The 24043-nt window shown below is 64.4% G+C and carries 24 protein-coding genes; 13 read left to right on the top strand and 11 right to left on the bottom strand.

Going from position 1 to position 24043, the window contains the following annotated elements; genetic code table 11:
- Positions 1-33: 33 nt before the first annotated feature.
- Positions 34-2802 carry a TonB-dependent receptor gene (locus tag GJ699_RS14530; protein ID WP_229262103.1) on the bottom strand — a complete coding sequence of 923 codons (2769 nt, stop codon included), beginning with the start codon at positions 2800-2802 and terminating at the stop codon, positions 34-36.
- A 372-nt stretch (positions 2803-3174) separates the two neighbouring features.
- On the opposite strand from GJ699_RS14530, the gene GJ699_RS14525 reads away from it, so the two are divergent.
- Together GJ699_RS14525 and GJ699_RS14520 are read left to right on the top strand one after the other, a co-directional pair.
- The gene (locus GJ699_RS14525) at positions 3175-3930 is read left to right on the top strand and encodes a GntR family transcriptional regulator (protein WP_154377388.1); all 756 of its coding nucleotides are present in this window, start codon (positions 3175-3177) and stop codon (positions 3928-3930) included.
- Complete coding sequence (locus tag GJ699_RS14520; RefSeq protein WP_154377386.1) at positions 3920-5104, top strand: glycoside hydrolase family 18 protein; 1185 nt, start codon at positions 3920-3922, stop codon at positions 5102-5104. Before GJ699_RS14525 ends, GJ699_RS14520 begins: the two co-directional genes overlap by 11 nt.
- A gap of 30 nt (positions 5105-5134) precedes the next feature.
- Here GJ699_RS14520 and GJ699_RS14515 read toward each other — a convergent pair whose 3' ends face one another.
- From GJ699_RS14515 to GJ699_RS14485, 7 genes are all read right to left on the bottom strand, one after another.
- Positions 5135-6439 (bottom strand): tetratricopeptide repeat protein, encoded by a 1305-nt coding sequence (locus GJ699_RS14515; protein ID WP_154377384.1) that lies wholly within the window; start codon positions 6437-6439, stop codon positions 5135-5137.
- Between the two features lie 74 nt (positions 6440-6513).
- On the bottom strand, positions 6514-7806 hold the full coding sequence (locus GJ699_RS14510; protein WP_154377382.1) for an MFS transporter: 1293 nt from the start codon (positions 7804-7806) through the stop codon (positions 6514-6516).
- A gap of 10 nt (positions 7807-7816) precedes the next feature.
- Entirely contained in the window at positions 7817-9322 is a 1506-nt protein-coding gene (nagZ, locus tag GJ699_RS14505; RefSeq protein WP_154377380.1) for a beta-N-acetylhexosaminidase, read from the bottom strand.
- A gap of 68 nt (positions 9323-9390) precedes the next feature.
- On the bottom strand, positions 9391-10404 hold the full coding sequence (locus GJ699_RS14500) for an SIS domain-containing protein (RefSeq protein ID WP_154377912.1): 1014 nt from the start codon (positions 10402-10404) through the stop codon (positions 9391-9393).
- Positions 10405-10409: 5 nt separating this feature from the next.
- Positions 10410-11507: an N-acetylglucosamine-6-phosphate deacetylase gene (nagA, locus tag GJ699_RS14495; protein WP_154377378.1), complete on the bottom strand. Its 1098-nt coding sequence runs from the start codon at positions 11505-11507 to the stop codon at positions 10410-10412.
- A gap of 13 nt (positions 11508-11520) precedes the next feature.
- A complete protein-coding gene (locus tag GJ699_RS14490; protein WP_154377376.1) occupies positions 11521-12393 on the bottom strand; it encodes a glucosamine kinase nucleotide-binding domain-containing protein in 873 nt (290 codons plus the stop codon).
- A 314-nt stretch (positions 12394-12707) separates the two neighbouring features.
- Complete coding sequence (locus tag GJ699_RS14485; RefSeq protein WP_154377374.1) at positions 12708-13805, bottom strand: GIN domain-containing protein; 1098 nt, start codon at positions 13803-13805, stop codon at positions 12708-12710.
- Between the two features lie 255 nt (positions 13806-14060).
- On the opposite strand from GJ699_RS14485, the gene GJ699_RS14480 reads away from it, so the two are divergent.
- From GJ699_RS14480 to bufB, 9 genes are all read left to right on the top strand, one after another.
- A complete protein-coding gene (locus GJ699_RS14480; RefSeq protein WP_154377372.1) occupies positions 14061-14246 on the top strand; it encodes a hypothetical protein in 186 nt (61 codons plus the stop codon).
- Positions 14246-14746 (top strand): hypothetical protein, encoded by a 501-nt coding sequence (locus GJ699_RS14475; protein ID WP_154377370.1) that lies wholly within the window; start codon positions 14246-14248, stop codon positions 14744-14746. Before GJ699_RS14480 ends, GJ699_RS14475 begins: the two co-directional genes overlap by 1 nt.
- Positions 14747-14771: 25 nt before the next feature.
- Positions 14772-16391: an AAA family ATPase gene (locus GJ699_RS14470; protein ID WP_154377368.1), complete on the top strand. Its 1620-nt coding sequence runs from the start codon at positions 14772-14774 to the stop codon at positions 16389-16391.
- A gap of 48 nt (positions 16392-16439) precedes the next feature.
- Positions 16440-17120, top strand: a complete 681-nt coding sequence (locus tag GJ699_RS34975; RefSeq protein WP_154377367.1) for a general secretion pathway protein GspB — start codon at positions 16440-16442, stop codon at positions 17118-17120.
- 68 nt (positions 17121-17188) lie between these two features.
- Positions 17189-17368, top strand: a complete 180-nt coding sequence (locus GJ699_RS14460) for a hypothetical protein (RefSeq protein ID WP_154377365.1) — start codon at positions 17189-17191, stop codon at positions 17366-17368.
- Between the two features lie 42 nt (positions 17369-17410).
- Positions 17411-17956 carry a molybdopterin-guanine dinucleotide biosynthesis protein B gene (mobB, locus tag GJ699_RS14455; RefSeq protein ID WP_154377363.1) on the top strand — a complete coding sequence of 182 codons (546 nt, stop codon included), beginning with the start codon at positions 17411-17413 and terminating at the stop codon, positions 17954-17956.
- Between the two features lie 54 nt (positions 17957-18010).
- Positions 18011-18202 (top strand): YjfB family protein, encoded by a 192-nt coding sequence (locus tag GJ699_RS14450; RefSeq protein WP_154377361.1) that lies wholly within the window; start codon positions 18011-18013, stop codon positions 18200-18202.
- A gap of 143 nt (positions 18203-18345) precedes the next feature.
- Positions 18346-18603: a BufA1 family periplasmic bufferin-type metallophore gene (locus GJ699_RS14445; protein ID WP_154377359.1), complete on the top strand. Its 258-nt coding sequence runs from the start codon at positions 18346-18348 to the stop codon at positions 18601-18603.
- Positions 18552-20270 carry an MNIO family bufferin maturase gene (gene bufB, locus GJ699_RS14440; RefSeq protein WP_308495519.1) on the top strand — a complete coding sequence of 573 codons (1719 nt, stop codon included), beginning with the start codon at positions 18552-18554 and terminating at the stop codon, positions 20268-20270. The genes GJ699_RS14445 and bufB overlap by 52 nt, the downstream gene beginning before the upstream one ends.
- Here bufB and GJ699_RS14435 read toward each other — a convergent pair.
- Positions 20244-20537, bottom strand: coding sequence for a hypothetical protein (locus GJ699_RS14435; RefSeq protein ID WP_154377355.1), 294 nt, complete (start codon positions 20535-20537; stop codon positions 20244-20246). The genes bufB and GJ699_RS14435 overlap by 27 nt on opposite strands.
- 157 nt (positions 20538-20694) lie before the next feature.
- Complete coding sequence (locus GJ699_RS14430) at positions 20695-20913, bottom strand: RNA-binding S4 domain-containing protein (protein WP_154377353.1); 219 nt, start codon at positions 20911-20913, stop codon at positions 20695-20697.
- 187 nt (positions 20914-21100) lie between these two features.
- Here GJ699_RS14430 and GJ699_RS14425 point away from each other — a divergent pair, with 187 nt between their 5' ends.
- Positions 21101-22012 (top strand): hypothetical protein, encoded by a 912-nt coding sequence (locus tag GJ699_RS14425; RefSeq protein WP_154377351.1) that lies wholly within the window; start codon positions 21101-21103, stop codon positions 22010-22012.
- Here GJ699_RS14425 and fumC read toward each other — a convergent pair.
- Positions 22009-23406 (bottom strand): class II fumarate hydratase, encoded by a 1398-nt coding sequence (gene fumC, locus GJ699_RS14420; RefSeq protein WP_154377349.1) that lies wholly within the window; start codon positions 23404-23406, stop codon positions 22009-22011. The two genes, GJ699_RS14425 and fumC, sit on opposite strands and share 4 nt — an antisense overlap.
- A gap of 139 nt (positions 23407-23545) precedes the next feature.
- On the opposite strand from fumC, the gene GJ699_RS14415 reads away from it, so the two are divergent.
- The coding region (locus GJ699_RS14415) for a type IV pilus assembly protein FimV (protein ID WP_371867565.1) at positions 23546-24043 on the top strand (498 nt) is incomplete at its 3' end.

Here is a 24043-nt window from a genome sequence, read left to right as displayed (position 1 = left end):
TGCCGTGGCGGGTAACAGACTACACAATGAAGCTTAGTACTTCATATGCAGACCGGCGTAGTACTGCGCGCCGTTGGCATAGAAGCGTGCCGGCTGATCCTTGTTGTAGATGTAGTTCTTCAGGATCGGGTTGTTCAGATTCTGGCCGCTGATGGTCAGGGTCAGGTTCTTGTTGATGTTGTAGTTGAACGATGCCGACAGCGTGCCGGTGGCAGCCTGGTACAGTGGCGTGCCGCGGTCCTGCGCCGCCAGGAAGTCCGAACGCCAGGCGTAGCTGATGCGCGCATTGAACGTGTCGTTTTCGAAGAAGATGCCGCCATTGGCGGTGGTCTTCGAAGCGCCCAGCATGTCGCATGGATCGCCGGAGGTCGCGGTCTGCATCGCAGGGCAGGAGCCGAAGTCCAGATGCGAATCGGTCAGCGTGACGTTGCCGTCGATGCCGAAGCCGCCGCCCACCGGTACCTGTGCCGCCAGTTCCAGACCTTTCACCTTGGCGCCGACGTTGATCGGCGAGGTGATGGTGTAGTTCGCGAACACCGCTTTGTTTTGCTCTTGCGAAGCGCGGGTGTCGAGGAACTCGCCGTTGCTGGTGCCGTAGCCCACATAGTCCTTCAGGTCCATGTAGAACACGCCGGCCGACAGCAGGGCGCGCGGTGCGAAGTACCATTGCAGCGAGGCGTCCAGGTTGGTGGACTTGACAGGCTTCAGGTGCGCATTGCCGCCGTTGCCGGTGTGGGTTTCGTCGGTCAGCAGCACCGCGCCGCCCAATGCGCCGTAGTCGGGACGGGTCATGGTGCGCGAGATGCCGAGGCGGCCCACCAGATCCGAACGCAGGTCGAACTTGAAGTTCGCGCTAGGCAGCGGGATGGTGCTGTTGTTGTCGGTCGAGGTCTGATAGACATAACCGCCCCATGGATAGGCAGGCAGCGTTTGGCCGGCCGGCTGGTTCGGCAGGATCTGGTAGCCGTTCGAGGTGCCTTCGGTACGCACGATGCGCAGGCCGACGTTACCGCTCCAGCCTTCGCCTTCCAGTTCACCCTGGACGTAGATCGCCTTGGTGTTTTCCTTCAGGTCGAACATGTCCTGGTAGTAGGTGCGGCTGACGTCACGGTTGGAGTGCAGATTGCCCCAGGCTTGCAGGACGGCCGGGTCCAGCATCCAGACGTTTTTCGGGAAGTCGCCACCAAGGTCGCTACCGAAGTTGCCTGGGTAGGTGGTGCCGTTCCAGGCCGGGTTGGTGGTGCTGCCGCCTACGTCGGTGTTGGACCAGTTAGGACCCTGCGCCACTTCGAAGTTGGAGCGGGTGTGATGGGTGCCGCGAATACCGAACTTGATCTCGCGCAGCGGGCCGGCGTCGATCTGGAAGGCGGCGTCGATCTGGCCGTAGCTTTCTTTGTCGTCGGTGGTGGCTGGCGATACGCCGAAGATCCAGTCCAGCGGCGTGCCGGTGAAGACGGCGGTATTAATGCTCGGGAATTTGACGGTGGCCGGCGAACCCATGCCGTTCAGCTGATAGCTGGCGCCGGAGTTGTTGACGTCACCTTCAAACACGCCCTGGCTCGGGGTCACACCCTTGCCCTTGGTGCTGCCGATCTTGCCGGTGACGGTCAGCTTGTCGGTCGGACGCCATTTGCCGTCGATGTCGAAGAATTCGCTCTGCGCGTAAGCGCCTTCACGCACGATGTTGTCGACGATGCCGTAACGCAGCGGCGTGGCGGCGGTGCCCTTGTTGGTGAACGAGGCCGACACCAGCGTGCCGTTGCGGATTACATAGCCTGGATCAGGCGCGACGCCGGCACCCAGCATGCCCGAGCCGTTCATGTCGGTCATGTAGTTGGTGTTGTAGTTCGATGCGTCCAGCTTGGAGCGGAAGTAGGTCGCTTCCAGCGAGAAGTCGCGGCTAGGCTTGAACTGCAGGTCGATCAGACCGCCCTTGCGCTTGCGCTCCTGCTGGAACAGCGAGGAACCGATCAGGCGCGGATACCAGACGTTGGCCAGGTCAGGATTGGTCTTGACGGCGGCGTTGGTCGGCGACACCTGGGTCCATTGCAGCAGCTCCTGGCCGTCGCGGCGCAGCGAGCGCTTTTCCGAGAACGCTTGCACCATCAGGCCCAGCGTGCCGGATTCGTTCTTCCAGTTGAACAGGCCACTGAATTGCGGATCGGTTTTTTCCGGCAGCGTGGCGTACACCGCCTGCACCGTGGCTTCCATCGAAATCGCGTTCTTGAAGTCGAGCGGATGACGGGTCTTGATGTCGATGGTGCCACTCGAACCGCCTTCGATCTGGTCGGCGGTTGGCGCTTTGTAGACCACCACCTGGCCGACGATTTCGGACGGCAGCAGCGAGTAGGAAGCGGAACGGCCAACGGCGCCGCCCACCTGGTCCAGCACGAACCAGTCGCCGGACGATACGGCGTGGCCGTTGATCAGGGTCTGGGTCAGCGAAGGGGCGGTGCCGCGCATCGAGACGCGGTCGTTTTCATCGAAGCCGCCCGAGCCCGCGCCCGAGGTGGAGATGTTCACGCCCGGTACGCGCTGCAGCGAGTCGGCCACGTTCTTGTCTGGCATTTTGCCGACATCTTCCGCAGTAATCACGTCGACGTTGCTGGACGCATTGCGCTTCACCGACAGCGACTGCTGCAGCGAACCGCGAATGCCGCTCACGATCACGGTATCCGGTTCGGTCGTGGTAGCGGCTTGCTGCGCCTGGGCGTTCATCGCGACGCTCAGCGTCAGGATGGCTGCCGCAGTCGCGATGGGCGTCAGTTTGGACATCTTGATGTTATTCGAGTTGTGATTCATGTTCCCTCCCGTTGATAGAAGGCTCCGCCGAGCCTGCCGATTGTTGATGTGATTCTTTACTTGTTTTTACATCCAAAAACCAATCCAACGCCAATATACCCGGCTTTCAATACCAGATCACTACCACTTTGGAATTCTTTTTTGTTATGTTGTATGTAACCTACAAAGTATCTTTTCAGCAATTGCGCAATACCGGATAGATAGTGGTATGGAAACCGTTGTGCGTCTTTGCAACAGAAAGAAAGCCTTTATCTATAAGGCTTTGTACAGATCGAGGAAAAATTTTTCGGATCGGCGAAGAGCCGGTGGTGGTGGGCTGGTATTTTGTTGGTATTATCGACGAACAAACACGGAGAGGACGTCTTCATCGTTATGAAACACGATCAAACGACACCACTGGTACACATCCGACAGCACCTCAATGAGACCAGTAATCTGCCCCTGTACCAGCGGCTGCAGCGCGCGCTGCGCTCGGCCATCGAGCTGCATTTGCTGGAGCCGGAGGATGCGCTGCCGGCCGAACGTCAGCTGGCGGCGGACCTGGATATCTCGCGCATCACGGTGCGCAAGGCGATTGATGGACTGGTCGAGGAGGGCGTGCTGGTAAGGCGGCCCGGCTCCGGTAATTTCATCAACACGCGCATCGAAAAGAACTTCGCCAAGCTGACGTCCTTTTCCGAGGACATGCGGGCGCGTGGCCGCGTGCCGCGCAGCGTGTGGCTGAAGCGCTCGGAGGGCACGGTAACGCCGGACGAGGCGATGCGCTTGCGTTTGAGTCCCGGCTCCAAGGTGTACCGCTTCAACCGCATGCGCTATGCGGACGAGGTGCCGATGTGTCTTGAGTACGCGACCATCGTGGCGTCGTGCCTGCCGTCGCTGGAGGCGGTGGATCACTCGATGTACGAAGCGCTGGAACGATCCGGCAACCGCCCGGTGCGTGCGCTGCAGCGTTTGTCGGCGTTGCTGCTGAATGCGGAACAGGCCAAGCTGCTGGAGGCGAAGGAGGGCGATGCCGGCCTCGCCGTCGAGCGGCTGGGATTTTTGCGCGACGGACGGGCGGTGGAATTCTGCCGTTCCTACTTCCGTGGCGATATGTATGACTTTGTGGCGGAACTGAATGCGAGCTAACTTTTTAATGGCCGCCGCGCTGGCGGCCGCACTGCCTGCCGGCGCGACGGAAGTCGTCGGCTACTATCCGGGCTGGAAGCACCAGAGCTATCCGGTGTCCTCGGTGGATGCCAGCAAGCTGACCATGGCGCTGTATGCGTTTGTGGACCTGTGCTGGGACGGCAAGCATGGCAATGCCGATCCATCGGTGAACAAGGTGGAGCCGTGCCAGGATGCGCGCAACGGCGCGCTGGCCTGGCGCAATGAGGCGGAGGATGGCGCCAATCTGCGCGCGCTGGTGGCGCTGAAGCGGCAGCATCCGCAATTCAAGGTGGTGATTTCGGTCGGCGGGTGGGACTGGTCGAATCGCTTCTCTAACGTGGCGGCATCGGCGCCGGCGCGCGCCAACTTCATCGCCTCGTCGTTGCAGACCATGCGTCGCTATGGACTGGATGGCGTCGACCTCGATTGGGAGTTCCCTGGCGAGGTGGGCGTGCCTTGCGTGGCGGGTGAAGTGTGTGCGCGGCCGGAGGACCGGCAGAACTTCATCACCTGGGCGCGCGAGCTGCGCACAGCTTTCGATGCAGCCGGCAAGCAGGATGGCAAGCGTTACAGCATCACCATTGCCGCCGGCGGCAACGCCAGTTACACCGGCGACGGCGTGTGGGTGAAGCAGCTGGCGCAAAGCCTGGACTGGATCAACCTGATGGCCTACGACTATCACGCGCCATGGGAGAAGAGCAGCAATCACCACGCGGCGCTGTACGACGACGTCACCGGTTCGGTGCAGCGCTATCTGCATGCCGGCGTGGCGCCGCAACAGCTGGTGCTAGGCGTGCCGTTCTACGGTTATGGATGGAAGGGCTGTCCGCCCGGTCCGAATGGCGATGGCTTGCGCCAGCCTTGCGAAAGCGGCGTGACCGATGGCGTCAACGGCAGCAATTCATACAGTTACGGTATGGTGCTGCAGCGCGGCGACGGCTACCGGCGCTATCGCGATGCGGCCGCCCATGCGCCCTACATGTACAACGCGGCGGAGCGGGTGTGGATCGCGTATGAAGATCCGCAGTCGCTGCGGGAGAAGGCGGCTTACATCAAGCAGCAGGGCTTGCGCGGCGCGATGTTCTGGGAACTGAGTGTGGACGACGAGCGGCGGCAGATGCTGAACACCTTGTCGGAAGCCATGCGGCCATAAAAAAAGCCGGCTTGGAGCCGGCTTTCTGTATTACTTCGCTTCAGCGGCAGCGACCTTGGGGCCGGTCGCGTACATGATCCAGTAGCGCGCCAGGTCGCTACGGCCATCGTTGCCGGTGATGGTCTTCAGTACTTCCACCGCCTCGTCCTTTTTGCCGGCCATGACCAGGGCATAGCCCAGGCGCAGCTTGGCGTCTTCAGGATTCTTGGACACGCCTTTGGCGATACCTTGCTTCATCAGGTCGATGCCCTTGTCGAACTGGCCCAGGGTGACGTAGTTGTAGCCCAGGTTGACCAGACCAACGCCGTCTTTCGACTTCTGCGCTGCAGGGATGCCGCTGTCGATGTTTTTCGCATCGTCAGCCGCGCCCTTGTTGGCGCTGGCTTTGATTTTTTCCAGTGCGGCTTTGTCCTTGCCGGCCGGGATGCCGTTCGGGTAGCCCTTGTCCATGGCGATCTTGGCTTCGGTGAAGAAGCCGCCCAGCACGGCCAGTTCGGCTTGTTCCGCGTAGTCTTCAGGCTCCATCTTGCCAGGTGCTGCCACGGCCTTGATACGTACCACGTCCAGATCCAGACGCTGCGCGGCGTAGCCTTTTTTGCCGCGCGTGCGGTTCAGCAGGTCGTTCCAGTAGTCTTCGGTCGGGTAGTAGCGAGTCAGCTCTTCCACCGCCTGCAGATACAGGTCGTTTTCCTTGGTCTTGATGGCGACGTTACCCAGCAGGAGCAAGGTGTCTTTCGGTGGCGTGGCGTTGGCTGCTTTGGCGGCTTCGATATCCTTCAGCACTTCGGTCTTGGTGGTGGCGAAGTCGTTTTTCAGGAAGTAGGCGCGCAGCAGGAACGGATGGAACTTGGCCTTGTCGCCGGTTTCGGCGGCGTACTTGTCGAACCAGACGATGGCCTGGTCGAAGTTTTTCAGGCTGCTGTAGTAGATGTTGGCGGTGGCTTCGATGAAGCGCGCTTTTTCTTCTGGCTTCAGGTGGCCCGAATCGATGATCGCTTGCAGTTCCTTGACGCTGGCTTCATCGTTGCCCTGAGCTTGGGCCAGTTGCAGGCGCATGCGGTGCAGGATGAAGTCTTCGTACGAGGTGATGTTAGGCATTGCCGCGGCTTGGTCGATGCGGCTCTGGAACTCGGCGTAGTTTTTGGCGTCCAGCAGTGGCTTGATCTGTGCCGGGTCGATCAGTTTATAGATCTCTGGGCGGACGGTGTCTTTCGGCGGTTCCACTTTCTTTTCTTCCGCAGCTTGAACCGGGGCCAGGCCCATGATGGCCGGCGCGGCGTTCAGGCCAACGGCGGCCAGGAGCAGACTAATACGAGCAAAACGAATGTGGGACATTGGTTATCCTTCAATCAGACAATTAGGAATGTAAACCCGCGTATTGTTACACAAAACCGGTTCGAATTCCGAATTCAACCGTGTTGCAGTGCACCGTCCAGCGTGACGACGGTGCGCGGGCGCGCGGCCATCGGGATGATCTGCGACAGCACGGCCACCGGAATCGCGCACAGCATGACCCAGATGAAGAAGTGCTGGTAGCCGAGCGCGATCTGGATATCGCCGCTGAATAGCTTGAACAGCACGAAGCCAAGCTGCATGATGCCGGTGGCGAAGGCGTAGTGCGCGGTCTGGTATTTGCCCGGCGCGACCACCTGCATCATGTACAAAATCAGGCCGACGAAGCCGAAGCCATAGCCGAACATTTCGACGCTGAGCGCTGCGCTGATGACGGCGAGGTCGGTGGGCTGGTAGTGCGACAGCAGGTAGAACGCCAGATTGGGCAGGTTGACCGCGAGGATCAGCCACAGAATGGCGCGCTTGAGGCTCAGCCACGAGGTGAAGTAGCCGCCGGCGATGGAGCCGACCAGGAAGGCCACGGTGCCGACGGTGCCATACACCGCGCCCACTTCGGCGGTGCTCAAACCCAGGCCGCCCAGCGCGCGCGCTTCGCGCAGAAACAGCGGGCCAATCGACTGCACCTGCGCCTCGCCGGCGCGGAACAGGATGATGAATACGATCGAAACCCAGATGCCTGGCTTGCGGAAGAATTCAACAATCACCTCCCACAGCGTGCGGGCGATGGCGGCGGCGTTGGTATCGGCGCTGACGGTGTTTTTGGCCAGCGGCAGCGACCAGCTGTTGTACAGTCCCAGCACGATCATCATGCCGCCCAGGATGCAGAAGCAGATGCTCCAGGCGGTGACCACGCCAACGGTTTTTTCCAGATGGCCGGCCAGCAGCAGCAGAGCGCCGGTGGTGAAGAATTTGGCGGCGTTGAAGAAGGTGCCGGTCCAGCCGGCGTACTGCGCCTGGCCTTTTTCATCCAGGCTGGTGATGTACAGGCCATCGCAGGCGATATCGTGGGTGGCGGCCGAGATGCCGACCAGCGCCAGCATCGCCATGCTGGCGGCGAACCAGAACGGCGCCTGCAATGCCAAGGCGACGCCGCCCAGGCATAAGCCGCCGAAGATCTGGAAGAAGGTGACCACCAGTTTTTTGCTGGGTGCCAGTTCCAGGAAGGGGCTCCACAGCGGCTTGAAGACCCAGGCAAATCCGATCAGGCCAGTCCAGTGATTCAGCTCGTCGTTGGGGACGCCCATGCTCTTCAACATCTGGTTGGCGACGATGGCCACGGCGAAGAAGGGTAGCCCCTGCGCCAGATACAGGGTGGGCACCCAGAGTTTCGGATTGCGGATGGAGGTCATGGTGGTCTCGTTATTGGATGAAGCCTGGAACCGGTGCGATGCCGGTGGCTTGCAGTTCGCCCGACAGCCAGGCGTTGATGGCGTCCAGCGCCGGCTGGGCGAAGCCGTAGGTCAGCAGCGCCGGCGCCTGGATGTCCAGCGCCTGATACGGATTCCACAGCGCCAGATGCAGGTCGGGACGCCAGTTGCTGCGCGCATGCTCGCCGTAGCGCATGCGCGAGGTGGAGGCCAGCATGGTGTAGCGGCCGTCCCGCGGCAACGCGGCCCAGTCGAAGCTATTGGCGTCGGCGAAGGTGATCAGTTCGACGTCATACAGCTTGCCGAGTGACGCGGCCACCACGGCGGCCGGCACGCCGGCTTCCGAGACGCCGTCGCTGACCACGTCCTGACGCGCTACCAGGCGCACCTTGGCGCCGGCTGCGGGAGGTTGCGGCGCGCGGCCGTTGGCGCTGTAGGCGGTCAGCGCGCGACGCCAGCCTTCGGCCATGATGACGCGGTCGGCGGCATCTTCCTTGTACGAGCGTGGCTTGCATGGATAGGCGCGCGCCAGCGCGGACAGACGGTCGAGGCGAGTCTGGATTTCGGCTTGCGACAGCTCGCCGGCGGCGATGGCGTTGGCGATCGCGTCCAGCGTTTCGTTTTGCGTTTCGGTGGTGCCGAGCGCCATCACCATGTCGGCGCCGGCGGTCAGCGCGCGCACGGCGGCGTTGCCGACGCCGTAGCGGCCGGCGATGGCGTGCATGTCCATGCCGTCGGTGATGACAATGCCCTGGTACTGCCATTCATCGCGCAGCAGGCCGGTGAGGATGCGGCGCGACATGGTGGCCGGGTTGTCGGCGTCCAGCGTCGGGTAGACGATGTGCGCGGTCATCATGGCCGGCGCGGCTGCGGAGGCGATACGGAACGGCGCCAACTCCAGCTGCTGCAGCTGTTCCACCGGCTTGTCGACGGTGGGTAGGTCGCGGTGCGAATCGACGTTGGTGTCGCCGTGGCCGGGGAAGTGCTTGACGCAGCAGGCCACGCCCTCGGCATGGCTGCCGGCCATCCACGCCATCGCCAGTTCGGCGGCGCGTTGCGGTTCGGCGCCGAAGGAGCGTTCGGCGATCACCGGATTGTGCGGGTTGTTGTTCAGGTCCAGCACCGGCGCGAAGTTCCAGTTGAAGCCCAGCGACTTGACGGCGCGCGCCACGGCGGCGCCGGTGCGGTAGGCCAGATCGGTGTCGTTGGCGGCGCCCAGGCCCATCGCGGCCGGCGGTGCCGGCACCCAGGTCGAGCGCACCACGGCGCCGCCTTCCTGGTCGATGGCGATCAGCGCGTCCGGCCCCATCGCCGCGCGCAGGTCGGCGGTGAGGCGCGCCAGCTGTTCGGCGTCGGTCATATTGCCGCGGAACAGACAGACCGCGCGGATGCCGTTCGCGCGCAGGAAGTCGGCGGTGGCCGCGTCCAGCACGGTGCCGGGGAAGCGGATCATGATCAGCTGGCCGGCGATTTTTCTGAGATCGTTATGGGTGCTCATTGCAGTGCTCCGTGCATGGACGCGCACCGCCGGCGCCGCTGCGCGAACGACGGCGCGGGCCGGGTGTATCAGTTGGTCTTGGTGACTTTGCTCAGGTGGCGAGGCTGGTCCGGGTCCATGCCGCGCGCCGCCGACAGCTCGGCCGCCATCTTGTAGAACGCCTGAATGGCGACGATGGGGTCAAGGTCCGGCGTGGCAGCCACCGGCAAGGTCAGATCGCGCTCGGCGACGTCGGCCGGTGCCGCCAGCAGCACGTGCGCGCCACGGCCGCGCATCTCGCTGGCCAGCGCCAGCAAGCTGGCTTGGGTCGGGCCACGGGTGGCGAAGATCACCAGCGGATAGCCTTCCTCGATCAGCGCCATCGGGCCGTGCTTGATTTCGGCGCCGCTGAAGGCTTCCGCTTGCAGCGCCGAGGTCTCCTTGAATTTGAGCGAGGCTTCCAGCGCGACCGGGAAGCTGATGCCGCGTCCCACCACCATGATGTTACGGGCCGGTGTCAGCACTTCGACCGCCTTCGACCAGTCTTCGGCGGTGGCGGCGCGCAGCGATTCGGGCAGCGCTTCCAGGCCGGCCAGCAGCTCGGGATCGTTCTGCCACGCGGCCACCAGGCGCGCACTGGCCACCAGGCTGGTGATGAAGCTCTTGGTGGCGGCCACGCTCTGCTCTTTACCGGCGCGCAGTGGCATCGACCATTCGGCGGCGTGCGCCAGCGGCGAATCGATGTCGTTGACCAGTGCGATGGTGGTGGCGCCGCCGTCGCGGAAGTAACGGATCGGTTCCACCACGTCCGGGCTCTGGCCGGATTGCGAGATCGAGATCGCTAGCGTGTCGCGCGTGATCAGCGGCGATTTGTTCAGCGTCACCAGCGACATCGGCAGCGAGGCCACTACGCGACCGAGGCGCGCCATGATCAGGTAGGCGGCGTAGGCGCAGGCGTGGTCGGAGCTGCCGCGCGCGATGGTCAGCGCGGTGGAGAACGAGGTGCTCCTCAAATGGCGGCCCAGTTCCGCATAGCGGTCGGCGTCATGGGCCAGTTGGCCGGCGACGCAATCGGCGGCGGACAGGGCTTCTTTCAACATCATTGAGGTCACAACAATTCTCCTTCGATATAGACGGCTTTGAGGTTCAGGTCACGGTCGAGCACCACGAAGTCGGCAAAGGCGCCGGGGGCCAGGCGGCCCCGCTCGGAGAGGCCGAGATAATCGGCCGCATAGGTTGAGACCCGCGCCGAGGCGTCCGCCAGATCGAGGCCGAGTCCGACCAGGTTGCGCAGCGCCTGGTCCATGGTGAGGGTGCTGCCGGCCAGCGTGCCGTCGGGCAGACGCACGCCGCCCATGCACTTCATGACCTTGTGCCGGCCCAGCATGTACTCGCCGTCCGGCATGCCGGTGGCGGAGGTGGAGTCGGTCACGCAGTACAGATGCGGAATGCAGCGCAGCGCGGTCTTGATGGCGCCGGGGTGCACGTGCAGCAGGTCGGGAATGAATTCGGCAAAGCGCGCATGGGCCAGCGCGGCGCCGACCATGCCGGGCTCGCGGTGATGCAGGCCGGTCATGGCGTTGAACAGATGGGTGAAGCCGTGCGCGCCGTGCTCCAGCGCGGCCACGCCGTCTTCATAGCTGCCCAGCGTATGGCCGATCTGGACCCGCATGCCGGCGTCGGACAGTTCGCGCACCAGCGCCAGATGGCCTTCCAGTTCGGGCGCCACAGTAATCAGCTTGAGCGGCGCCAGTTGTTCCAGCTTCCGCACGTCGGCCAGCTTGGCACTGCGCGCGTAGGGCGGCTGCGCACCGAGCTTGCCGGAGTTGATGAACGGGCCTTCCAGATGCGCGCCCAGTACCCGCGCCTCGCCCTTGCCGCGCGCGGCGGCGGCCAGGCCAATGCCTTGCAGCGCCAGATCGATGTCTTCCGGCGGCGCGGTCATGGTGGTGGCCAGCATGCTGGTGGTGCCGTGGCGGGCGTGGATGGCGGCGATGGTGCGTACCGCGTCGCCGCCTTCCATCACATCGCGGCCGCCGCCGCCGTGCACGTGCAAATCGATAAAGCCAGGCAGGATATAGGCCGCTTCATTCAGCGCGGGATCGGTGCTGGCGCCGTCGATGGCGCTGACGCGCTGGTTGAATGTGAGTTCACCGTGGACCCAGCCGGACGGTGTCAGGATATTGCCTTTGATTGCATCGCTCATCTGCGCGACTCCGCTACGAATGCTGTAAACGTTGTTGGATCAGGCGCAGCGCGCCGGCGGCCGAGTCGCCGCGCGGCGTCACCAGACGTGGCAGCAGGGCTGGCGGCAGGTAAGGGCGCAGTGGCGTGGCCAGGCCGCCGCACAGGGCGATCGGCAGCGTGGCGCTGGCGTCCAGCGCGTTGGCCATCAATTCCACTTCGCGGCCGGCGGCGTGCAGGATGGCGCGCGCGGTGTCGTTGCTGTCACCATGCTGCAGCACCAGCCGCGCCAGTTGCGCGTACTGCGTCTGCGTGGCTTGCGCCAGCCAGTTCTGGATCGCGTTGCGCTCGCCGCCGCAGGCGTCGGCCACCGCGCTGGCGAAGGCGTTGGCGGCGACGCGGCCGTCCAGCACCTGCTGCACGTGGTTGATGGCGCGCAGGCCCATCCAGGCGCCACTGGCTTCGTCGCCGGCCGGGAAGCCCCAGCCGCCGACTTCGACATGGCGACCATCGCTCAATTTGATTTCGCCGACGCTGCCGGTGCCGAGCGCGATGATGGCGCCGGCGGCGCCGTCGTGGGCGCCCAGCACGGTGGTATGGCCGTCGCTTTCCAGCGCGACCTGGGCGTAACCGGGATTGGCGGCGACGAACTCAGCCGCCCATTGTTTGTTGTGCACGCCAGCCAGGCCGAGACCGATGGCGATGGTGTTACGGGCCGGCACATCGAGGCCGGCCGCGCGGAACGCCGTCTGGGCGGCGGCCTCAACCGCAGCCCAGGCGTGGGCGATGCCATGCATCAGGCCGGAAGGGCCGGCGGCGCCGTCCGCGATTTCGCTGCCGTCGGCGCGCGCCAGGCGGAGCCTGGTGCCGCTGCCGCCGCCATCTACGCCGATGAGAAAGTCGATCATGTTTACCCGAGAGTGCTTGCAGCCGGGGATGGGCCGCGATGAAGGGCACTATAGGGTTGGCACACCAGCTTGTCAACAGGTATTTAACTGGTATTGAAAAATATCGAAGTGGACTGCGCTTGTTAAATTGAAATTATTCCGCAAGTACTTGTTTTTGCTGAGTAAAAAAGAAAAAACCGGCACGCGGCCGGTCTTTGATGCGTTAATGCCACTTTTGTCCACTTCGGGGTCAGTTCTCAAAATCGGACATTGAGTCGCGCGCGACTCAATGTCCGATTTTGAGAACTGACCCCGAAGTGGACACGAGCTGGAGTTTAGCGGTGGTAGGTGACGAGGTGGGTGCGGCTGGCGTCTTGTTTGTCGGCCAGCGCGACGACGGCGTTGCCGGGGCCGTGGACGCTGACGTCGGTCTGGCGGGTGCACAGTTGGCGTGCGTCGAGGTCGCCGGAGCCGGTCACCTGGGCGTTGAGGATGGTGGCGTTGCCGGACAGGATCATGTTGCCGGGGCCGCTGAGGCGGGCGCGCACGTTTTGCGCGTCCAGCCCGCGCACCGTCAGGTCGCCGGAGCCGTGCACTTCGGCGTCCAGTTTCTTGATGTGGCCGGCAATGCAGGCTTCGCCCGGGCCGTGCAGTACGGCGCTGGCGGCGCCGGCGTCCAGCGTGCAGGCGTCGAGGTCGCCCGAGCCGTGCACTTCGGCGTGCAGTTCCTGGGCGCTGCCGCGCAGTGATACCGAGCCCGGTCCGTGCAGCGCGGCGTTGACGCGGCCGGCGTGGATGTCGCCAATGTCGAGGTCGCCCGAGCCGCGCACCACCAGGTTCAGGTCTTGCGTGACGCCGCTGGCGTCAACGTCGCCGGGGCCGTTCATTTGCAGGTTGAGGCTGGCGGTCTGCAAGGCGCGCAGGTCGAGATCGCCGCTGCCGCTGGCGGTGACGCTCAGCTCGCTCACCTTGCCGCTGGCGCGCAGGTCGCCGGGACCGTCCGAGATCAAGGTCAGCTGTTTGCCCTGGTAGTGCTGCAGTTCGACGTCGCCGCTGCCGGCGTTGCGCAGGCTTTTCAGGTTGGCGGCGCTGATGCGCACGGTCAGCTCGCGGCGCTTGTCGTTGCCCCAGTTGAAGCTCCAGCCGTTGCCTTGCTTGCGGGCCTGGCGCACGGTCAGGGTGTCGCCGCTGACGGCGGTTTCGATGTCGGCCAGGCGGCTGCGCGGGCCGGAGATTTCGACTTTGTCGCCGGCGTCGGCGCTGACGATGGTGCGGAACGGGCCGATCAGGTTGAGGCTGCTGAAGGCGGTGACGCTGCGGGTTTCGCTGCCGTAGCTGTCATCTTGCTTGTTGTCGGCCTGGCTGTGGCTGGCGGCGAGGGTGGCGCCCAGCAACAGGGCGGCCAGGGTGGTGTACTTGATCGTCTGCTTCATGTTGGTCTCGATATGGTAGAAGGGGCGAGAACTGGACGATATGACAAAACCATGCTGCCGTCGCGCGGCATGGGATGGACGCGCGGAAGCGTGGGATCAGCTGCAAAATTCCGGGGCTGAGCCGCACTTCAGCTTTGTGCGCGCACGGCCGATACTGTTTGTGTGGCCGCGCTGCGGCCGTGATGTCATAATGGGCGCATCTATTTGTATCTATCTATCAGCGGGAGCGCCCGACGCAGCGAGAAAGGAGCGCACATGATCAAATACATGGGAACCAAGAATACCAGCGACGGCGGCGTGCTGTACGTATTTTTAATTAACGGCTTGCAGAAGGAAATTCGCGAGCATGCCTTGAAGCAGTATCCGGGCTGTTACGAAGCGTTGCCGCCGACCGCCAAGGCGCGCATCAGCGCCAACCGCGCGTGGCTGTCAAAAACATAATGCGCGGGCTGTGCGGCGCGGCGCTGGCGCTGGCGCTGGTCTGCGGCGTGGCGGCGGCGCAGTCGGTGCCGACCACCTTTGGCACCATCATCGGTAACGGCCTGCTGTGCCGCGATCATACCGAAAACAATTACTACTACGGCTATCTGCAGAAGCATTTCGGTGCCGCCTACAAGCACGAGGGCGGGGCGTTCTGGTTCCGCACCGCCGGCGCCACGCTGTGGGGCACGCCGATTTCCGAGGTGATGGTCAGCGACGATACCAGTACCTATGTGTTCGTGGGCGCGGTGGCCGAGGCCACGCCGGATAATCTGGAGAAGGCCATCATCCAGCAGGTGGGCACGCATTACACGGTGATCGATACCTCGGCCTATCCGGTGCGCGAGGCCAAGCCGGCCAGCCGCATCGTGTATTTCGATACCAAATCCAAGATTTATTGCGCGAAGTGGCAGCCGTTGCCGCCGGTGCAGCCGCCGCCGATCCGACAACGGCTAAAATAGGCCACCGCGCACTCACTGGGTTTTCATGTACACGCAATTCTTCAATCTGAAACAATCGCCGTTTTCCATCGCGCCCGACCCACGCTATCTGTTCATGAGCGAACGCCATCGCGAGGCGCTGGCGCATCTGCTGTACGGCATCGGCAGTGGCGGCGGCTTCGTGCTGCTGACCGGTGAAATTGGCGCCGGCAAGACCACGGTGTGCCGCTGCTTCATGGAGCAGATTCCCGACAATTGCAAGCTTGGCTATATCTTCAATCCCAAGCTGTCGGTGGAGGAGTTGCTGCTGTCGATCTGCGATGAGTTCGGCATCGCGCTGGCGCCGCAGGGAGCGGGCGCGGTCAGCGTCAAGGGTTATGTGGATGCGATCAATGCCTATCTGCTGGCCTCGCACGCGCAGGGGCGCAACAATGTGCTGATTATCGATGAGGCGCAGAATCTGTCGGCCGAGGTGCTGGAGCAGTTGCGCTTGCTGACCAATCTGGAAACCAGCGAGCGCAAGCTCCTGCAGATCATTTTGATCGGTCAGCCGGAGTTGCGTGGCATGCTGGCGCGGCCGGAGCTGGAGCAACTGGCGCAACGGGTGATTGCGCGTTATCACCTGGGTTCACTGTCGGAGGCGGAGACGGGAACGTATATCGAGCATCGGCTGGCGGTGGCCGGGGCTGGCGCGGTGGCGCCGTTTCCACGCAAGCTGATGGGACTGGTGCATGGGCTGACCAAGGGCGTGCCGCGCCGTATCAATCTGTTGTGCGACCGCGCTTTGCTGGGGGCGTATGTAGAGAATCAGCCGCAGGTGACGCGCACGATCTTGAAGCGGGCGGCGGCCGAGGTGTTTGCCGGTCAGGACGCTGCGCCGTCGGGCGCGCGGGCTGCGCTGGCGGGGCGTTGGCCGCTGCTGGCGGCCGGGGTGCTGGGCGGTGTGGTCATCAGCGCGCTGGCGTGGCAACTGGCGGCGCGCCCCGGGCCGACGGTGGTGGCGCCGGCGCAGGCGGCCAGTGCGGCGGTGGCGGTATCGTCCGCGCCTGCTGTTGCTGCTGCGGTGGCCGGGGCGCCAGCGCCGGCCTTGCCGCCGAGTGGCGACAGTGCGGTGGCCTTGCGCCAGTTGGCCGGCCTGTGGGGCTTGACGCTGGTGGATGGCGATCCCTGTCCGACGGCGGCGCGCGCCAATCTGCGCTGTCTGCAAGCGAAGGGCTCGCTGGACGATTTGCGCCAGCTGGACCGCCCGGCCATGCTGAAGCTGCACGACGATCCGGTCGGCCCCAATTACGTGCTGCTGACCGCGCTGGACGACGGCACGGCCAGCATCGTCGTTCCCGGCGGCAAGCCGCAGACGCTGAGCGTGGATGCGCTGGCGGCACGCTATGAAGGCGAGTACACCACCTACTGGCGCGCGCCACGGGCCTGGCGCGACGAGGTGCGCAGCGGCGACCACGGGCCTGACGTCGATTGGCTGGCCCGTCGCCTGTCGCAGATTTACGATTTGAAGAAGCCGCAGGAGAATCAGCCGCTGGACGCGGCACTGCGCACGCGGTTGATGGAATTCCAGAGCGCGCAAAACCTCAAGGCGGATGGCGTGGCCGGGCCGAAGACTTTTATCCGCCTGTATCAGCTGGGTGGCGTGCAGGAGCCGCATCTGCGCTGATGACAGCGCGCGGCATACGATAACGCGGTATTTAACTTATTTGAAGCTATGTCTTATATTTTGGAAGCGTTGAAGAAGGCGCAGGCGGAACGCCAGTTGGGCAATTCGCCGACCATTCATGCGCCGACTTTGCAGACGGCAGACAGCCATGCCGGCGCCGGGCGGATCAGCAAGCAGCTGATCCTGGCGCTGCTGGCGATGGCCGGTGTGATCGGCGTGCTGCTGGTGCTGGTGTTGCGGCCGTCTGCGTCACCGGAGGCGCCGCTGGCGGCTGCCGCGCCGGCGGCGGTGCAGCCACCAGCGCCAGTTGCCGCAGCGCCGGCATCGTCACCAGCGCCGGCGCCGCTGCCGCTGCCGGATGCTGATTTGCCGCCGTCGGTGGCGAATCTGGCGCGCGCCACGGCGTCGGCGCCGGTTGCCGCAGCGGCTCAGGCGGTAGCGCCAGCGTCAGCGTCAGGGGCAGCGCAACCGGCCGCCAAGCCGGCCTCGGCGTCGGAAGAACCGGTGGCCAATCTGCGCGAGCTGCCGGAGCCGATCCAGCGTTCGATTCCGCCGGTCACGGTGGGCGGCTATATTTACTCGAAGAACGCGGCCGACCGCTTGTTGCTGGTCGACAAAATTCTGCGCCATGAGGGCGAGGAGGTGGCGCCTGGCTTGGTGCTGGAGAAATTGCAGCCGAAAGAGGCGATTTTCAACTTTAAAGGCTATCGTTACCGCGTCCCGTACTGAGGCGTAATGCGCGTGTCACAAAATCATGATATTTTCTTATCATTGTGAACTCAGCAAGGGGAAATCTCATGAAACACCTGAAATGCCTGCCGTTCCTGATCGGCGCCGCCGCCTACATGCCACGCGTGCATGCGGCTGAAATGATTTCCTCCAGCGAGCCGAGCACCTGGAGCATGGTGCTGATCTGCGTCGCTTTGGTGCTGCTAGCCGGCCGTAGTCACTCCAACGGCATTAAAATCAAAGACTGACGCCTTCCCCTATAATGTCGGGCATCAATAGGAGGCCCGGCAATGCACCAAGTAAGTCCCGCGCACGCGCGCAACATCCTGGGAATCATCGGCACCTCCGGCAGCGGCAAGACCACGCTGCTGGAATACCTGCTGGCACAGCTGGCGGGGCGGGGGCTGAAGGTCAACGTTATCAAGCACAGTCATCACGATCTGCACCTGGAACCGGCGCACAAGGATAGCGCGCGCCTGCGCATGGCCGGCGCGGCCGAGGTGATGGTGGCGTCGCCGTTCCGTTACGCCATCATTCATGAATTGCGCGGCGCGCCGGAACCGTCGCTGGACCAGCAGCTGGAGCGGCTGGCGCCGGCCGACCTGACCTTGTTGGAAGGCTTCAAGGCTTACCCGATCGACAAGCTGGAAGTGTACCGGGTCGAGGCTGGCCGGGCGCCGCTGTATCCGGACGATGTGCACGTGGTGGCGGTGGCGGCCGATCATCCACGGCCGGACGGGCTCCGCGACAGCGTGACCTGGCTGGACCTGAATCAGCCGGAGACGGTACTTGTCTGGCTGCTCACGCATCTGAAAAAAATTTCAGCGCAAGCCTAAAGTTGCTCCGGCGCCTGCCGTAAATGACTTGATACCCCTTAATGGAGGTCCATCATGGACGTTACCGGCATTGCGCAGACCGCAACCACGATTGCGGACACCGGCACCAAACAGGCTGTCGGCGTTGCAGTACTGAAAAAGGCGCAGGACATACAGGCATCCAGTGCTTCGGCGCTGGTCGAGGCGATTCCGCCGGTGCCTAACCTGCCTTCTCACCTCGGCAACAACATCAATACCACCGCCTGAGCGCGGCGGTTCCGCTGTTCCCGGCGCGCCGTCCGGCGCGCGGCGCGCTCGCGCCTTGCTGTCTCCCTGCTGCTCCGACAGGTGCGTACCGGCACGATTGCTGGTACGCTGCGGACTTATACTTTATCCTCGGGAGATACACCATGAACAAACGTCACGCCTTGATCGCCGCCGCGCTGGCCACTGTGTGCGCCACCCAGGCTGGCAGCGCCGCCGCCGCCGATCAGGAGAAGTGCTATGGCGTGGCCAAGGCTGGCCAGAACGATTGCGGCACCGCCGCCCACTCCTGCTCCGGTCAGGCCAAGACCGACAATGCGCCGGATGAGTGGAAATTCGTTGCCAAGGGCACTTGCGAGAAAACCGGCGGCAAGACCACGCCACCAGCCGCGCCAGCCAAGTAAGCATGGTGGATGGCGCGGTGGCCGGCCTTGGTGTCGGCATCGGCCTGCGCGCGCCGCACTACCGGCAGTGGCTGACGCAGCGGCCGGCGCTGCGCTGGCTGGAGGTGCATAGCGAAAATTATCTGGATCAAGCCGGCTGGGATTGGCATGTGCTGGAGCAGTTGCGCGCCGATTATGCGGTCAGTCTGCATGGCGTGGGGCTGGGGCTGGGCTCGGCGCGTGGTTTTTCCGATGCGCATCTGGCGCGCGTGCGCGAGCTGGTGGCGCGGCTCCAGCCGGCGCTGGTGTCCGAGCATCTGTGCTGGGGCGCGGTGGCCGGGCGGCAGTTGCACGATTTGTTGCCGCTGGTGTTGGACCGGGCGGCGCTGGACTGGATGGCGGCGCGGGTGCAGCGGGTGCAGGACGCGCTGGGCCGGCAGTTGCTGGTCGAGAATGTGTCGACCTACGTGCGCTTTGCGGCGGACGCGATGAGCGAGGCCGAGTTTCTGGCGGCGCTGGCGACGCGCACTGGCTGCGGGCTGCTGTTGGATGTCAATAATTTGTATGTGAACCAGTGCAATCACGGTGAGGATGCGCTGGCCGCCATCGCCGCGATTGCGCCGGGCATGGTGGGGGAGTTGCATCTGGGCGGGCATCTGGTGACGCCGGAGGCGGTCATCGATCATCATGGCGACCGCGTGGCGCCGCCGGTGTGGCGCTTGTACGAGGCGGCGCTGGCGCGCTTTGGCGCGGTGCCGACCTTGATTGAATGGGATGCCGATTTGCCGCCGCTGGAGGTGTTGCTGGCTGAGGCCGATCAGGCTGCCACTCGGATGGCTGGCGCCGCGCCGCCCTGCAGGGTAACGCAGCCGCTGCCCGGCGAGGCACGGCCGGCGGCGGCGGGGCGGCCTGACGCCGCGCTGGCCGACGCGCAGCAGCTGTTTGCCGGCGCGCTGTTCGACGCGCAGCTGGCGCCGCCAGCGCTGGCGCAGTTGCGTGCTGGCGAGCATCTCAAGCACCGGTATGCGCTGTATCGCGGCAATCAGAGCGCCACCTGGACCAAGTCGCTGGCGGCGGCCTATCCGGTGCTGCTGGCGCTGGTGGGCGAGGACTTCTTCGGCGGCCTGGCCCGCGCCTACGGCCGCGCCCATGCCGCCGACAATCCCGACCTGAACCACTTCGGCGCCGCGCTGCCGGCCTTCCTGCGCAGCTTCCCGCACACGGCCGAACTGCCGTATCTGCCGGACATGGCGACGCTGGAATGGGCCGTGCACCGCGCCCACTACGCGCCCGCCGCGCCAGTACTGGACGCCGCCCAGCTGGCCGCGCTGACGCCGGAACAATTCGAAGCGGCCCGCTATGCGCTGCAGCCGAGTGCTAGCCTGCTGGCCTCGGCATGGGCGATCGCGCCGCTATGGCTGGCACATCAGCCGGACAGCGGCATCCCCTTCCCGGAAGACATGGCGGTGCCCAGCCACGCGCTGGTCAGCCGGCCGCAATGGCAGGCGCAAGTGCTGGCGCTGGACACCGCTGGCCACGCCGCGCTCACCACATTGCAACAAGGCGGCAGCATGGGCGCCGCGCTGGACACGGCGTTTGCATTGGATGAGGAATTCGATGTGGCGACCAGCCTGCGGACCTGGCTGGCCCAGCGGGTGTTATCAGCGGTCGTGACGGAAGGCGCGTAGCAGCTTGTCTTCGCCGGTCAGGTCGCGGTGCAGGCGGTTGGCGGCGGCGGTCAGTTCGATCATGCGGGCGATTTGCACGTCTTCAAAGCGTGCCAGCTCGGCGGTGGCGGCCTGCAGGGCGACCGCCAGCTTGTTGCGCGCGGCCTGGTAGGCGTCGCCGTGGTACTGGTCGGTGTTCTTCAGCAGTTCTTCGGCGTTTTCTATCACCTGGCGCAAGTCGTCCAGCAACCGTTCCTGGGTGGGGCTGTTTGGTGCGGGACCGTCCATGACATCACCCCTGCAATTGAAAACGGGTTGAAAAAACCGGATACAGGCTGGCCCACTATAGCGAGGCCGGCGCTGACCGGATTGTGCAAGGTCAAACCCGCTTGCCCTGGCCGCCTTGTAGGCAGCTTAGGCTATTATTGCTGTAACGCAAGAATAATTACGCGGCTTGCACGGTAATTCTAACGTCTCCAACGCTGACTTGCTGGCCGGCGCGGATTTTGGCGGTCTTGCGCAGCTCTTGCTTGCCGTCGACCTTGACGTCGCCGCTGGCCACGATCTGCTTGCCGGCACCGCCGCTGTCGCACAGTCCCACCAGCTTCAGCAGCTGGTTGAGTTCGACAAACTCGCCATTTAATTCAAAGCTTACTTTTTGCATTTTATCCTCTGTTGCCATGATGTGAAATCGGCTGCTCAGCCCGCACTGCTTAGTGTAGCGGCATTCCGACAGGCGCGCAGTTTACCCTATCCCTGTAAGGGTATACCGATAGCCACGGGCAAAAGAAGTTGCTATTCTGAGTTAACTGCTAAATATTTAAGCAGGGCGCAATGTGGCGGGTTGCATCATGAAAAAGCACTTTCTGGCATTGACGACACTGGGTCTGCTCGGGGCCGAAGCGCTCGCTTCCGATCCCTGGGCCATGCCGACCCAGCCTCTATTGTTTGAGCAACGCTCCAACGCGGCGTTGCTGTTCGATGCGGCCGACCGACAGGGGGCGCTGGCCGACAGCCTGCAAACCACCAGCGTGCCGCGCTATGCGGCGGCGCCGAACGGCGTGCCGCGCCTGCACTTTGGCGCCTTGCCGGACAATCTGGCGTTGCTCGATCCGCTGGGGCCGGTGTTGAACGAGCGCGGCAAGCGCTTCCTCAGCAGCGCCGAGTTCGAGCGCAAGATGGGGCGCGGCACCGGCATTCTGACGGTCGGCGTCCTGCGCGAGGCCGGCGGCGCGCCGGGCACGCAACAGAGCATGGTCAGCATGTTGAATTCGCGCCCGACCACCACGTTTACCTCGCTGTCGCTGGGCTATGCGCTGTCGCCGTACAGCTCGCTGATGGCACTGGCGTCGTATGGCAAGACCGAGGGGCTGGGCAGTCCGGACAGCCTGCTGGCGCAGGTGTCGTCGGTGCGCACGGTGGCCTACAGCGCCGGCTTTGTGCGGCGCCAACTGTTCAACAGCAGCGACCGGCTGGCGGTGACGTTCTCGATTCCGGCCAAGGTGCGCGGCGGTTCGCTGGAATACAACGCGGCCGTGCCGCAACCGGCCGATGGCGGGCTGGCAGCGCTGGGCGCGCCGCGCCTGAACCTGTGGCCGACCGCCACCGAGCGCGACCTGGAGTTCGGCTATACCCGCCACTTTGGCCACGATGGCAACAAGGGCCGGGTGACCGGCGCGCTGATGTGGCGCGTCAATCCCGGCCATGACGCCGCCGCGCCGCCGGACTGGCTGGTGGGCGTGCGCTACGCCTACGGTTTCTAGCCCTTGGCGCCCGGCTTGGTCATGTCCAGCGGCACGATCCACTGCGTGAACTGCTCGGCCGTGACATAGCCCAGCGCCAGCGCGGCTTCCTTCAGCGTGGTGCCTTCGTGCTGGGCCTTTTTGGCGATGCTGGCGGCCTTGTCGTAGCCGATGTGCGGCGCCAGCGCGGTCACCAGCATCAGCGAGCGCTCCATCAGTTCGGCGATGCGGTCGCGATTCGGTTCGATGCCGTGCACACAATGTTCCTCGAAGCTGCGCATGCCGTCGGCCAGCAGGCGCGCGCTTTGCAGGAAGTTGTGGGCGATCAGCGGCTTGTAGACGTTGAGCTCGAAGTTGCCGGAGGCGCCGCCCATGGTGATGGCGACGTCGTTGCCGAACACCTGGCAGGCCAGCATGGTCAGCGCCTCGCACTGGGTCGGGTTGACCTTGCCCGGCATGATGGAGCTGCCCGGCTCGTTTTCGGGGATGCTGAGCTCGCCCAGGCCGGAGCGCGGGCCGGATGCCATCCAGCGCACGTCGTTGGCGATTTTCATCAGCGCGGCGGCCAGGGTTTTCAGCGCGCCGTGGGCCGACAGCAGGGCGTCGTGGCCGGCCAGCGCGGCGAATTTGTTGTCGGCGGTCTGGAATGGCAGCTTCAGTGCGTGTTCCAGTTCGGCGGCGATGCGGGTGGCGTATTCCGGGTGGGCGTTGAGGCCGGTGCCGACGGCGGTGCCACCGGCCGCCAGTTGCAGCACGCCGGGCAGGGCGGCGTTGATGGCGTGTTCGGCAAAGTCGAGATGGGCCACGTAGCCGGAGAATTCCTGGCCCAGCGTCAGCGGGGTGGCGTCTTGCAGGTGGGTGCGGCCGATTTTGACGATGTCGGCGAAGGCGGCGGACTTGCTCTGCAGGCTGGCGCGCAGTTGTTGCAGCGCCGGCAACACGTTGTGGGCCAGCGCCTGGGCGGCGGCGACGTGGATGGCGGTGGGGAAGATGTCGTTGGACGATTGGCCTTTGTTGACGTCGTCATTGGGGTGCAGCAGCCGGCTTTCGCCGCGCACGCCGCCCATCAGTTCGGAGCCGCGGTTGGCCAGCACTTCGTTCATGTTCATATTGGACTGGGTGCCGGAGCCGGTTTGCCACACCGCCAGCGGGAATTCGGCCGGGTGCTGGTTGGCCAGCACTTCGTCGGCGGCCTGGGTGATGGCGATGGCTTTGGGGCCGGGCAGCAGGCCGAGGTCGAGGTTGACGCGGGCGGCGGCGCGTTTGACGCTGGCCAATGCGTGGATCAGCTCGGTCGGCATTTTTTCGCTGGAGATGCGGAAGTGTTCCAGCGAGCGCTGGGTCTGGGCGCCCCATAGCTGGGCGTCGGGGACGTCGATGGGGCCGAAACTGTCACGTTCACTACGGGTGCTCATATTGAATCCTTGTAGAGAAAGAAATGCAACGAGTGTAGCGCAGTTTGGAAAAATTGACCGGGGGCTACAAAACCGGGAATTTCTGCCGTTATAGCTGTTACACTTTTTGGAATTCTCGCCTGAACCGCGACTTGAGACGATGCAGCACAAGCTATTACCTATTCTGATGTGCGCCTGGCTGGGCGCCGCGCAGGCGGCCGAGCTGGGCGAGGTCGCGCCCCATTCGTATATCGGTCAGCCGTTGGCGGTGGATATCGAGCTGGGTTCGCTGACGCCGGAGGAGGTGAGCGGGCTGCAGGTGCGGCTGGCCGATGCGAATGTGTATCGGGGCGCGAACGTGACGATGAATCCGGCGCTGGCGTCGGTGCGCTTGCAGGTGGAGCGGCGTGGGGCGCGGCAGGTGTTGCATGTGTCGACCACGCGGGCGGTGGAGGCGGATTATCTGCATTTGTTTGTGGAGTTGGGCGTGCCGGGCAAGCAGGAGGTGCGCTTGGCGACCATTTGGCTGCAGCGTGATCCGAATCCGCCGGCGCCGGTGGTGGTGGCGCCGCCAGTGCCCCTGGCCAGTGCGATGACGCCGGCGCAGGCGGAGCAGATTGCGGCGCAGGCGCGCGCGGCGCGGGCGGCGGCTTCGGCT

This window comes from Duganella guangzhouensis, from assembly GCF_009674535.1.
Classification (GTDB): domain Bacteria; phylum Pseudomonadota; class Gammaproteobacteria; order Burkholderiales; family Burkholderiaceae_D; genus Rugamonas; species Rugamonas guangzhouensis.
This window is presented reverse-complemented; position numbering and strand designations above follow the sequence as displayed.